Source organism: Novipirellula herctigrandis (assembly GCA_007859835.1).
GTDB lineage: Bacteria > Planctomycetota > Planctomycetia > Pirellulales > Pirellulaceae > Novipirellula_A > Novipirellula_A herctigrandis.
This window is the reverse complement of record SJPJ01000001.1, coordinates 6,901,678-6,914,331: the sequence shown is the minus strand read 5'-3', so window position 1 is coordinate 6,914,331 and position 12,654 is coordinate 6,901,678. Positions and strand designations below refer to the sequence as shown.

Genomic DNA, 12,654 nt, shown 5'->3' with positions numbered 1-12,654 from the left:
ATCGCTCACCCATTCCCTTTCTGCTGAGTTCGGTTGACTTCCTCGCGAAGGTCCTTCAATTCTTGGTCACTGAGGTCGGAAGACTCAAGCAAATTGATCATCGCGCTGGCGGTAGAACCATCAAAAAGCCGGTCGACCAAATCACGCATCATCCGTTTGGCGGTGGTTGGCTTGGTAATCCGGGCACGGTACTCGAACCGTCCACCCGACTTCTTTCGTGCGACGTAACCTTTCTCTTCCATGATCCCCAGAATGGTCATCACGGATTGGTAAGTCAGCGTCCGAGTCGACTCCAGTGCGTCACGAACCGCTCCTCCGGCAAGTGGCCCGGTGTCCCAGAGAACCTGCAAGACCTCCAACTCTAACTCCGTCGGATGTTTAGAAACTCGTCGCGGCATGACTCACCTCACTCGAATCAAGGCTTCAATATCGAACGATTTCGATTAACGAATTCATTAGATAAATAAGGCTGTGCAAAGTCAAGCTGGAAATTTTGTTTTTTTGACGAGGCCGAAGAGGCTGTGATTTACTTGAAACCTAAACTCTCACCTGAATTTTCACCGTTCAGCTAAAATTCAAGTGGAAGTTCTGGAAATCGCTCCTAGACCGACGACCTCGAAGGCCCAATCATTTGCCACTAAGACTTTGACTTGAGAATCACTGACGAGGAACCAGCGTCCCAGACCAGCATCCGCCGCTACTACGCAGCTAAGCCGGACGTTCTATTGAGGGGGGGATAAGCCGCAGACTCGCTTAGGAGATGATGTCTCGGCGGTTTTGCACGTAGTCCCAAACCACAAATCGATCCAAATCGCCCCCACTAGTGAAGAAAACTCGCCCCGTGGTCGCTTCGGCAAGGCGGTACGCAAACCGAATATCCTCTTCGCTCTGTGACCAACTTGGAACCAGAAAGATGTTAATGGTGATTCCTTCCTTTTGACAAAGCTGTGCCTCTCGCATCGTCGCCTGCTCGGTCATCGGATCCGGTGGGTAAAGCATGTAGAGCCACTCGTTGTCGAAGTGAGCCGTTGGCAAACCGTCGGTGATCAATACGATTTGACGGTTGGGAGTGTCGGTATTGACCAGGTTCTGCCTGGCGAGTTTCAAACCATGCTGAATATTGGTGAAGTGCGGATGAACCTCATGCTCGCTGATCTCTTGATCGCTCATGTCGGCTTTTAAGCGGACCCACGGATCGTGGATCGTGACCGGTTTGGGCATCAAGTTGATGATCTCACCCGGCGGCGTCAACTTGGCGAACGTGTACATTTCGATAAACCGGAGGAAGTCACCGGGATATTCTGAATTGATCAACCCCTGCATCGCCAAGGCCATCCGCTTGACGTTCACGTATTGACCGTCGTACCGCATCGATCCGCTCATGTCCATGATCACGCAGGTGGCACACTTGGGATGATTGCGTGTTTTGTGAACGACAATGTCATCGTTACGCAGTCGAATGGGTCGCTCATCGCCTTGCCGCAGCAGTGCATTGATCACCGTTTGTGGCAAATCAATATTCGCCACACTATCGCCGAATTCATACGGTTTGGTTCGTTGAAGTTCCACCGCTCCTTCGCCAACCACGTCACCACCATGACGACCGCTTCGCGACGGAGCCAATTCGCTGAAGATCCGCTCAAGCAACCGACCTTGGAAAATCTTGTAAGCCTTGGGCGTCAAGCGAAAACCACCCTGATTGTCAGGGTCCCGTTCAAGTCCTTGGCGTTCGGCTTGTTCACGCAACAGATTCTCGACTTGGTGACGCATCTCCTCTAACTGTTGCATATCACTTGGCTCAGCAAATTGGTTAAGCATTTCCATGTCGATCAAACCAATTTGAGCCGTCTTGGCCGCTTCTTCGAGCTGTTTTAAAAGCTCGTCAATCTGTTCAAGCTCACCCTTGATCTCCAACGCTTTCGGGATCGACATCGACTCAAGGCCGGTGAAGTCATACTCCGACGCCATCTCCTCGATGTTGTGTTTATCCGCCATCCGCTCGGAAACATTCAATATCTCACGGGCGGAATCACTATTGTCGTCTCCGGTTTGGTACCAAAGAGATTCAAGCAGGTACGGTTGTTCCTCAACGACCGCTCGACGGAACACCCTATCCATTGCTTTGGGCAAACGCACATGCTTGGTCGATTTTAAGAATGATTGCCGCGCCTTTTTCACCACGGTCGGCGTTTCGTACTTCTCAAGAATCCGGCGTTTTCGTTCTTCGAGCATTGCGCGAAGTGCATCGAGGCTTGGGCCCAAGCCAGCGATTTGACTCGGATCCAAGCGAATCGCTCGAGCCAATTCCTCTTCGGTCAACTCGCGAAAATTGCCGTACATCAGTGCCTGCTCAAACGCGGGCGACACCAGGTCGGGCGGAGAATCGGTCGGCGATGGAAACTTCGCGGGATCGTATTTCTGATAAGCGTGAATCACGCCACCGGGTCGATAAGCCATGCTGTGAATCATCCCTAGATTTCGTACTGGATTTGACCATGACGCTGCGACCGACTAATTCGGTCCATACTGTACAGTCCAGCCAAGACGAACTCGACACAACTTGCTCGCACCGCCTCGTCTTCACTCGCATTTAATTCAAACGCCTTGTCCCAAGCCGGCGGGACATTCTGCAAACGACCGGCATAGTCGCTGCTTGGCAACATGTCGCCGACTTCTACCCGCACGCCGCCTCGGAAGATTTCCGCGATCTCCGATAGTCCATGCTCTTCAACATATTCTTTAAACACAACCTCGATCGCCTGAGCAATCACAGCATCGAGCACTTGGCGTTCACTCATTTGATGGGTTCCCATCATGTCAAGTTCTAACTTCCCAAGCGAACTCGCATACAAGTGACCGAGGTCACTGATTCGCGGGACAGCAGGTCGCTCATTGTGAATGACGCCGCGTTGGCGTGCCGATGCGATGATCGTACGAAAGTTCGCCATCGAAAAGCGTGCCGAAACGCCCGACGCCTGATCGATGTATTTGCTCTTGCGAGCCTGGTTAGTGATCTCTTCGACAATTTGGTACATAAAGTAAGGGACTTGAACCGGATATTCGCCATCCAAATCGCTGCCGACTTCTTGTTGAAGGATTTCGATCCCTTGATCTCGTTCGCTCGGATAGTGCGTTTGGATGATTGTTCCGATGCGGTCCTTCAACTGCGGAATCACCTTCCCGCTGCGGTTGTAGGTTGCTGGGTTAGCCGAGAACAGAATCACCAAGTCGAGATCGAATTGGATCGGATAGCCGCGAATTTGCACGTCACGTTCTTCGAGCACGTTGAACAAACCGACTTGGACCAAATCATCCAACTCCGGCAACTCGTTCATCGCAAAAATGCCTCGGTGCATTCGCGGAATCAACCCAAACGACAATGCCTCTTCGGCACTCATGCTAACGCCACCCGTCAGCTTCGCAGGATCGATTTCACCGATGATATCGGCGAACTTGGTCCCTGGGCTGAGTCGTTCGGCATATCGCTCGCTACGATGCCACCAAGCAATCTTGATGTCTTCGGGCGAATGCTCCTCAACGATCCGTTTACCGGCAGCCGAGATCGGATGTTCCGGATCTTCATGCACAGGTAAATCAGGATGATCGATAAAGGGGATCCATTCATCCAAAAACCGAACCAACATCCGCATGATCCGGCTTTTGGCTTGCCCTTTTTCGCCAAGAAATAACATGTCGTGACCAGACAGCAAAGCCAGATTGATTTCCGGAATTACCGTGTCATCGTACCCCACGATTCCCGGGAATAATTCCTCACCATCAGCCAGCATACGGATAAAGTTATCTCGCATTTCCTGCTTAACGGATTTTGGTTTCCAATGGGTCGCCCGAAGCTCACTAAGATTGGTGGGTTTCGATGACGTCGTCGCAACATTCATGAATGATTCGTCCGGGAAAAGATTCGTCGATAAGATCTACCGCTAAATTGTAGAGTGTCGACCAGAGGAAAAGAGAAAAGGATTTTTGATGGTTCTTTGGATCGATCACCGATCCACTGCGGCCCCTCCTGAAATAGCCGCCCATTGCTCCGCAAAAGTGCGTTTACACACGGTTTATTGCAAAACCGGAGGCGTCACTCATTGATTTGCAGTGTCGACCGACCCGCTATTCACTGGTTTTTCGTGCTCTAGCTCCAAATCGTTTCCAGTCACTCCGTTTTGGATTCTCAACGATTCGTTTGATTGCGGATCAATTTGCAATCGCCATTGGATTGTATGCGTCCCTGAAGACAGCGCCAGCTGAGCAACATTGCTGTCAACTTCGAATTCGATTCGAGTTCCGTCGACAACCACACCGTCGCGATTTTTCGAGTAAGGAGAGATCATCACGCTCACAACCGTTTCCTCGTCCAATCGAACCACACCGGCAAAATCAACCAGCAAGATGCGTTCGTTGACTTTCCATACCTCTTCGATTTTGTCGATCGTGTCGGACGACAACAAAGAACCGTTCGCATAGATCAGTTGGATGGTTGTCAACTGACCATCAATCGTGACCCCACCAAGCATTCCGACGCCCCACTGAACCGGCGACTCTTCCGCAGACGCCAGCGATTGCGGAGGGTCGGACATCGAAGGCTGCGATTCTTCACTGACGTGACCCGACATAGTCCGCTGTAGTGCTGACCGCAAATACGACGGCAACATCGTTTCCAACTCTTCTAACTCGCGTTCTTGCTTTAGCTTCTCTAATCCGTCGAGCATATCGGCAATCGGTTGGCTCGCAATGCGTTGCTTGATTGTGATCGCATGATAGCGAATCGAATCAGCCGCTCGCCCTTGGGTTCGATCAGCAGCAATTTCCCAACGATCAGCGAGCGAATTCCAATCGTCGGATGACGCGGTGACGCCTTGTTCTTTTTCGATCAGTTCCAATTCTTGGCGGGCAAGATTTGCAATCCGAGAGTCGGACGTTTTGGCAAGCCAAGGCAATCCTTTGTCCCACTTTCGAAGCATCAAACAGTAGTATCGCCCAAGGATGCCAAGGTCGGCATCGGATTGCGACTCGATCGCCTCGAAGTCGATTCGACTAACCGTTTCCGCTAACTTCGCTGTTTGCTCGATGGCTTGAGTTAATCGGCTTGCCTCCTCTTTCGTGGTAACGTCGTCGACTTCGTCTGCAATCTCGTTCACCAACCTGAGGACTTGATCACGCGATTCAGTCAACTCTTCGCTTAGAAATCGTTCGGACATCATCAAGCCATTGGTTGCCAACTGTACTTTGCTTTCTTCCAAGTAAGCAATCGGCAACGCATGGGTGAAGCTATCCGCAACAAACTCGGATGTTTCGAAATCGAAAGTCTTGTGGAGTGATTCGACCCTAGTTCCGACCTGCTCCGATGCTTCGGTTAGCCACGTATGTTCAACGATCAATCGATTGGCCACAAATGCTTCGTCGCTTTCGACAGCAAATTCATCAAGCAAATTTTCAAGCTTCGCTATCACGTCTGGAATCTTGTTGGGCAGCAATCGCGTCCCCAATTCCGGAACTTTCGTTTGGATCAACGCCAAAGCATCGTCGAGTTGTTCGCTTGACGGAACAGCCACAAGCAACGCAGCTTCCTCCGATCCGGTATCGCTTTTAGCTGATTCGTCCAAAATGATCGTTGGAACTTCAGCAGCAGGCGGCTTTTTCAGCTGACTATTCATGGCCAGTGCAGAAAACGGATCTGGCAAATAGCCGCTTTCTTCAGCGGCTTCGGTTATTTGAGATTCTGTTTCAACCGATTCGGGGGCAACCATCATTCCGGACGTCGGTGGAATGGATTCGGAGGGTTTCGGGGTTGCCAGCTCCGAGGTTGCCAGCTCCGAGGTTGCCAGCTCCGAGGTTGCCAGTTTCGAGGTTGCCAGTTTCGAGGTTGCCAGTTCCGAGGTTGCCAGTTCCGGAGCAAGGATTGGAGCTTCCGATGGGCTCTCCATTTCAGCCAATTCAATACTACTATCGATTGCCGGCAGATCTAACTTTCTGGGTAAGGAGTCAGGCGAGATTGCAGCGGGTGACATTCCGGGCATTATCTCAGGCTTAGGGAACTCAATCTCAGGTTCAGGGAACTCAATCTCAGGTTCAGGGAACTCGGGGTCAGCCCCCCCTTCTTCAAGCGGCGTTTCGGTAGCCACAGCGGGACTAGGCTCAACAAGTGCAGTCGACGACGGCCCCGACTCCGAAGCAACGGCCTCTAACCTACTCTGGTTCGTCTCGATTACGGCGGATTCCTGCGGATCGATCCGCTTCAAAGCAACCGGTCTTGGGTCTAAATCCAAATGCGAAACGAAATAGAGTGTCACCAAGACTAAACCCAACAATGACAAAATCATCCAAGGATGCTGAATCGACCGGCGCATCGTCGCAATCCGGTGACGACGGGGACTCGCCAGAATCAAATCTTGAGAGTCAAGACTTTCGAGCCAATCGGTAAACGCATCATGTTCCTTCGATGTCTGCGAAAAGCTTGGCGTCACACCAACATCAAATAGCGAAGCCCCCTCATCGAACGTGATTTCGACCTCGGGCAACCTACTCTCAGCATCACCATTGTCAGCGGAATCGATCCGAAATTGGTTCGGGCTTGGCAACGAGAACGAATTCTGCAGCAGCCGACCGACTTGAATTCGCTGCATGAAGTCGGCCCGTTTACGCGGGTCGAGCAGCCGATAGGCGGAGGTTGCGATACGAGAAAGCTGAAGCTCGTTGTGTGAATTGGGTGTTGAAGAGGTGAGCTGTACTTTGGCTAACGATCGGCTACTGCGCGCAGCGGCCCTGCGGATCACCAGTGTCCGGCATTCCTGGGGGCGTACGCCAAGACGCCGAAAGTCTTCGATGCCTAGCTCATTCATCTCAAGAGTCGTTACTTGCATGAAAGTAGGATAACAGTCGGTCCGAGCAAGCCAAACAAGAATGACGCATCGATTTGCCGTTGTGTCCTATCAATGCCACTGAGGGGGTGATAACGTTGTTCGCTACACCCTACCCATTTCCGAAAGCTCGCTTGGCCTATTGTATGATATTGCCCCACAGATTGCGAAAATTGCGATCGCCCTTATGGTACGTGCACCGCAGCCCAAAAAGGTCGCTTGCGATCGGCGCGGCGGCGGGCATCTTCAAGCATCGTAGCAAGCGTCCCGTCAAAATTGCACTGAACACGACGGCCTCGGTAGCGAATCGTAACCGGCTGGGTCATATCGATTTCCCGCGTTGGCCGCAGCCAAACGGTAAACTGGTCACTCGGGCCTTGGTTGATTCGAATTTGGTTGTCGATGCCAACCGAGCCCGAAAGAGGAACCGCTCGCAATCGTTCGACCTGGTCCCATAATTGGGGGTCCACCGAAAGCCCTTCTAGAAATGGTCCCGCCTCGAGCCACCAAAAAAAGTTGTCACCTTGCCGCATCGTGACCACGTCGATGTCCGCCGGGATTTCTCTGCGCACGTGAGAGGGCAATCGCATCCACTCAAACAGCCGTGGCACTTCCTCATAAAAAAACTCGCGGCCACGACCTCGATACATCACCACCATCGCATCGGATCGAAATCCAACGTAGTCTTCCAATATCGGACCGTTGCGTACCAACGGCGTTGGTGCGCTGTCGCGTTCGCCCATCACCAAAACCATCGGAACATAGGGAGCGTTCGGATGATAATGCCGAATCGTTTTACTGGGCTCACCACTAATTGAAATCATGCCCGCCCACATGTCAGGGTGAGCGTATGCGATGTCCCAGGCGGCTTCACCACCTTCACCTCGTCCGACAAGAAAAACGCGGTCCGAATCGACCGAGCATCGTCGCATCGCGTCGCGAAGCGAAATAAGAATTCGCTCATGTTCCCGCGGCGTGTACTCATAACTTTGTTGACCAGTTCGCGTCCATAGCGGAGCGATCACAATAAAACCGTTTCGCGAAGCGTGCCCGACTCTCTCTTGCATCGATTCGTTGTAGGCACCAGCCCACCAATCGAGCTCCGAGACAGGACGCCCTCGCAACGGATGCAGTGCAACGATGCACGGATACTCGCGAAGGGGATTGTAATCCGGGGGCAATTGGATGACGTACCGGGGGACCGGAGGTTGATCGAGTTTTTCTTCTTCCTGCCCCATCCAATGCATCCCCGGGATCGTTTCGTCTTTGGACTCATCCGGCCACGAAAGCGTCGGCGTCAACAGGGGCAACATGCGGTCAACGTATTCTGGCTGCGCACCTTCAAGATTTCGCAAATCATTCAAAATCGCTTCGCGTCGCTGTGGATTCTCCGACCTTAGATACTCCGCGATCAAGTCACGGACTTTCACGAGCGAGATAACAACTTTCAAGTTATTCTCACCCGATCCACTACCCAGCAACCAACCCGCGACTGCAAGTGCGACGCGGTTTTCGAGCGGAATGGTTTCGGACGTACCCAAACGAATGTAATCACTCAAACGAGCAAGAGTCGCCGACGACAAGCCTGCTTTGATTTCGAGAAGTATCGGCTGCAATGCTGCAGCTTGATTAAGGGTGGAGGCCTGATCCTCAAGCTGTTTCACTAGAGCATCAACTTGGTTTTCCGAATCGCGAAGCTTGGCAATGGCATCTTGGACCTGCAAACGAGTGACGCGTCCAACCTCACCAACCGGAAAATTCCCGAGAATTTGCATCGCAAGTTTGTTTTGACCTACTTCCGATCGCAGTTTTGCTTCGTCAAGCAGTTGCGCCGCTTGGCGTTCGATCAACGCGACCAATTGCGCCTTCATCTGCTCGGCCTCGGGAAACGTATCAATCGCATTACGAAGAACGTCGGCGGCATCACCGAAACGTTCTGCTTCGATGAAAAACCGAACCACTTCCAATCGGCGATCAAGATTGTCCCAATCCAATCGTCGCTTGAAGATCGACTTGAGCGAGGCCGAATCAAGTGAACTGGTGGCAAGACGCATGTCCCAAATGTAGGAGACATCTCCCTTTAGCCCCTCGACTCGCGCGTAGCGACCATTGATCTCCGTGATGCCTTGAATCAACTGTAACGGCGCTCCGCTGACGCCCCGAACCGTCATCACTCGGCGACCAAATTCATTGAAACCCGAGATCCCCAAAATGCTACCAACGGCCGAAATTTCCTTGCCACCGAGTGGCGTGGGTTGCCAAAAGAAAATCGGGTCTTCGATATCGCGCACATCGACTGGCTCGGCTGCCGACATGCCTTTGCCGTGCAAATAGATACGCGTCAATCCATCATCGATGACCCAGATCGGACGAATTTGAATTTCGTTGCTGCCAACAACCATAAAGGCATTCGCATTGAGCGATTCGATTTCGGCCTTGGAACCCCTTAGCGTTAGCCCGTTTCGAAGCTGAAACAATTGCTCTGCTTGGACATCGATCACTATCAAGACCAAGAGAACAAAAAGCGAAAGAATATATCGCATTAGCTAGGTTGACCGTTCCCGCTCGTTGTCAGAATTGTAACCGCACGCAGGAGCGAACGACCTAACGGGGCCACACCTCGGCCAAACGATTGAACCGTCGGCATACTTTGCCGGACCCAATCGCGTTTCCTCACCACGTCCACCCACTCGGAGGCTGCAATCCGCGATGGAGGTGACTCGGTGAGTTGCTCGGTGAGTTGCTCGGTGGTTTCCTTCGACACAAAAGCGGTGGCATCCGGTGCTGCAATCGTCATCGGCGAAGACGCTAAAAGAGGTTTCGACCCCGACAACATTGCGAGCGATGGAGAACTGGATTCCGAATTCGGATCGGAGGTCATAACAACAAACGCGAAAAAAACCGAAGCCGCAATCATCGCAACCGACACCGCGAGTCGCGTGACAAAGCGGGCAGCCGACTTTTTCGGAACAGGTTCGCAGGTCGGCAGCACACGTGAAATCTGCTGCCACGCAAACAACTGGCCACCGCAAACGTCGCAGTGGGCGGCATGATGCTGAAGCGGAATGTCTTCCTCAAGCGAAAGACGTTCGTCGATGCGTTCATGTAACCGTTGCACAAAATCGTCACAGTTCATGTTTGCCCATCCTTAATGATCTATTCGATTTCCTATGATTCCTATGATTTTTTCGGATCCGCTCTTCTTGCGATGGATTTGCGGTTACCACCTCGCGTTTGAGCAACTGCCCCATCAATGCGGCTCGGGCCCGATGGACCCATGTTTTGGCCGTGCCGACCGGACACTGCATTGATTCAGCGATCTCGGCATAGCCCATCGATTGCTCGTGGAACAATGTGAAAGCGACCCGATGGTTGGTTGGCAGTTGGCGAAGCGCTAGACCAACCTCTTCGCGAAGGCTTTCTTCGGCTGCTCGTTGTCGCGTTGAATCCGCGGCCGGTTCAGCGGGCAAAGGCAACGTATGGTGAAGCCGCTGTCGGGACAAAAAGGTTCGACATCGATTCCCGGCGATCGTTGCCAACCACGGCTCAATTGGACGATCGACGTCCCATTTTCCCAAATATCGAGCGACCCGAGAAAAAGTTTCTTGAGTCACATCCTCTGCGTCTTGGCGATGCCGGAGCAATCGCATGCAGACGCCGAAAACGAGGCAATGGTATCGCGATACAAGTTGCTCGAAAGCACTCTCGTCATTCAGGCGATAACGCTCAATCAAAACTGGAGTTGGCAATAATGCAGTGGAGTCTTCCATTAGCCCATCTGTCTGCTAGCGGCCGCTAAAGAATCGCTTCAGCGCGTCGTCAGCCGCGTCTCGCGAATTTTCCTTCATTTGTTTCCTGAGACCTTCTGGCAACTTACCTGGCTTCATCTTTTCAGGAATCTTGCGTTTCTTATCATCCATCTCTGAATCATCCACCGACAACTCAGTACTATCACCGCTGCTTTTTTCATTCTCAGTAGCGTCGAGCTTGAGTTGTCGCGTTTCTGGATCGGATACTTTTCGGACACGGTCAATTTGGTCCGCTTCGTCCAACCACGAACTGACGTCCACCTCCTCAAACCGGCTGTCGTGCGATCCTGCCTCAACGGTCCTTGCCGCAGCGTCGCCAACTCCCGTGACTTCGGGTTTCTTGGCAGCTTGCAGACCATGCTCGATCACGATCTCAAACTCTAGCTTTCCGATCTTCAGAAGATCGCCAGGCTTGAGAACTTTCGCCATGCCGATAGGGAGTCGCTTCTCATTAACAAACGTACCGTTACGACTTTTCAGGTCCTGAATCAGCACACGTCCCTCTTTGAGCACCAAAATACAGTGTTTTCGGCTCACCGATTCGCTCTTTGGACGCAATTGACATGAATCACTTCTGCCAATCAAGAACTTTTCGCTCGCAACAGCGATCTCTTTTCCTGTGTGACTTCCCGTTAAGACTTTTAACTTAACCTGCATAAACTATCCTCTTCCTCTTGCTCGCGACCACTCTGTGCCAAGAAAACCGATGCCAAGAAAACCGATGAAAACAACCACCGTTGGTTCTCAAGGACAGACCCCGCAACCATGCGATACCGACTGAAAAAAATTGCATTGGATTATCCATTTGGTTAGTTGGAGTGGAGCACTCGCGAGCGCAACCGCGAGGGCACCCGATTCGCAAAGAGTGCAAAAGCACTGCAAACAACAAACCAAACATGAAACTCCATTTCATAAACGTCGGAGCGAACAATAAGATGAAAATAGATGGCGTCATTGAAAAAAACAAAAAAATAATCTCTGACGCTTTAAACATTCTAAACACGTTCTTGGCCGATAGCATGCCGTTAATGGCAATTAAACGCAATACCGTCCCCATAACAGAGAACCCACCCAAACACCGCCCCAAACCACCCGACAGGACGGTTCAGCAAGGAAACCGGGGCCGGTGATAAGAGTACCCATTAGCGTTTTTTGTTCCAAATAGTGCTGCCAAATCGCTCCTCGACGATTCGACGGGCTCGCTGGCGAAGAGACGGATCTAACTGGTACCCACTCAAATGGATGGAAAAAAAACCTTCTATTTGCGCAGCAAATTTTTCCGCGAACGCTTCGACATCGATCTGTTTGGATGCCAAAGTGTTGACTCCTGGCAATTCGGGAGCAAATGGGCTGACATCCATCAGAATGCTGCCGTGCTGCAATACCGCTCGCCGAGCCGTTCGCTGAGCACTTCCGGTCACCTTGTACCCGGCGACAATCAGGTCCTCATCGGTCCGCCGTGCAAAGCAGAGGAACGGTTCTTTGATTCCGTCAGGTTCCCCCCGAATTTGCCCGCCAACCTGCCCGCCAATGGGGTCACCGATGGGGTCACGGGAAACCTGCGAATCACCCTGATCTTCGTAGCGAGCCGCTCGAACGCCAAACTGCGCCAGCGTTTGAACGATCGCCTGATGCGTGCGTTTGTATAGATTCGACCTTGCGCCCACCAAGGACTTTGTGATCGGACACACGAAGCTATAAGTTAATTCATGGTGATGAACAATCGCGCCACCACCGGTCGCACGGCGAACCATCGCCAGTGACTGGCTAGTCGCATGTAAACTTCGATCGCCTGCGCGTTGAAAGTAACCGAGCGACAACGTTGGCTCGCTCCACTGATACAACCTCAACGTCGGGCCGGCGCCTTCGTCAACAGACTCAAGAATCGCTTGGTCGATCGCCATATTCAGAGCAGGCGAATTCTCAGTAAACACTGGCGAAGACAGCGCAATCAGTCTCGCGACGGTCAAATCAGA

At 52.1% G+C, this 12,654-nt stretch carries 9 protein-coding genes; all 9 read right to left on the bottom strand.

Annotated elements, in window-relative coordinates; translation table 11 throughout:
* Positions 1-5: 5 nt before the first annotated feature.
* On the bottom strand, positions 6-398 hold the full coding sequence (locus CA13_RS25225; protein WP_146401408.1) for a BlaI/MecI/CopY family transcriptional regulator: 393 nt from the start codon (positions 396-398) through the stop codon (positions 6-8).
* A gap of 355 nt (positions 399-753) precedes the next feature.
* Positions 754-2,457, bottom strand: a complete 1,704-nt coding sequence (locus CA13_RS25220) for a vWA domain-containing protein (RefSeq protein ID WP_146401406.1) — start codon at positions 2,455-2,457, stop codon at positions 754-756.
* 14 nt (positions 2,458-2,471) lie between these two features.
* Positions 2,472-3,896 carry a magnesium chelatase ATPase subunit I gene (locus CA13_RS25215; protein WP_146401404.1) on the bottom strand — a complete coding sequence of 475 codons (1,425 nt, stop codon included), beginning with the start codon at positions 3,894-3,896 and terminating at the stop codon, positions 2,472-2,474.
* Between the two features lie 198 nt (positions 3,897-4,094).
* Positions 4,095-6,872: a hypothetical protein gene (locus CA13_RS36170; protein WP_473087486.1), complete on the bottom strand. Its 2,778-nt coding sequence runs from the start codon at positions 6,870-6,872 to the stop codon at positions 4,095-4,097.
* Between the two features lie 182 nt (positions 6,873-7,054).
* Positions 7,055-9,412 carry an alpha/beta hydrolase family protein gene (locus CA13_RS25205; RefSeq protein ID WP_146401402.1) on the bottom strand — a complete coding sequence of 786 codons (2,358 nt, stop codon included), beginning with the start codon at positions 9,410-9,412 and terminating at the stop codon, positions 7,055-7,057.
* Positions 9,412-10,005 (bottom strand): anti-sigma factor family protein, encoded by a 594-nt coding sequence (locus tag CA13_RS25200; protein ID WP_146401400.1) that lies wholly within the window; start codon positions 10,003-10,005, stop codon positions 9,412-9,414. The genes CA13_RS25205 and CA13_RS25200 overlap by 1 nt, the downstream gene beginning before the upstream one ends.
* Positions 9,995-10,639 carry an RNA polymerase sigma factor gene (locus CA13_RS25195; RefSeq protein ID WP_146401398.1) on the bottom strand — a complete coding sequence of 215 codons (645 nt, stop codon included), beginning with the start codon at positions 10,637-10,639 and terminating at the stop codon, positions 9,995-9,997. The genes CA13_RS25200 and CA13_RS25195 overlap by 11 nt, the downstream gene beginning before the upstream one ends.
* A 15-nt stretch (positions 10,640-10,654) precedes the next feature.
* Positions 10,655-11,335: an FHA domain-containing protein gene (locus CA13_RS25190; protein WP_146401396.1), complete on the bottom strand. Its 681-nt coding sequence runs from the start codon at positions 11,333-11,335 to the stop codon at positions 10,655-10,657.
* Positions 11,336-11,820: 485 nt separating this feature from the next.
* A complete protein-coding gene (locus CA13_RS25185; protein ID WP_146401394.1) occupies positions 11,821-12,648 on the bottom strand; it encodes a lipoate--protein ligase family protein in 828 nt (275 codons plus the stop codon).
* Positions 12,649-12,654: the final 6 nt, after the last annotated feature.

What these genes read in the sequence shown, in the direction of transcription:
- CA13_RS25225 (WP_146401408.1), bottom strand. Translation starts at nt 398, where the DNA reads ATGCCGCGACGAGTTTCTAAACATCCGACGGAGTTAGAGTTGGAGGTC.
- CA13_RS25220 (WP_146401406.1), bottom strand. Translation starts at nt 2,457, where the DNA reads ATGGCTTATCGACCCGGTGGCGTGATTCACGCTTATCAGAAATACGAT.
- CA13_RS25215 (WP_146401404.1), bottom strand. Translation starts at nt 3,896, where the DNA reads ATGAATGTTGCGACGACGTCATCGAAACCCACCAATCTTAGTGAGCTT.
- CA13_RS36170 (WP_473087486.1), bottom strand. Translation starts at nt 6,872, where the DNA reads ATGCAAGTAACGACTCTTGAGATGAATGAGCTAGGCATCGAAGACTTT.
- CA13_RS25205 (WP_146401402.1), bottom strand. Translation starts at nt 9,412, where the DNA reads ATGCGATATATTCTTTCGCTTTTTGTTCTCTTGGTCTTGATAGTGATC.
- CA13_RS25200 (WP_146401400.1), bottom strand. Translation starts at nt 10,005, where the DNA reads ATGAACTGTGACGATTTTGTGCAACGGTTACATGAACGCATCGACGAA.
- CA13_RS25195 (WP_146401398.1), bottom strand. Translation starts at nt 10,639, where the DNA reads ATGGAAGACTCCACTGCATTATTGCCAACTCCAGTTTTGATTGAGCGT.
- CA13_RS25190 (WP_146401396.1), bottom strand. Translation starts at nt 11,335, where the DNA reads ATGCAGGTTAAGTTAAAAGTCTTAACGGGAAGTCACACAGGAAAAGAG.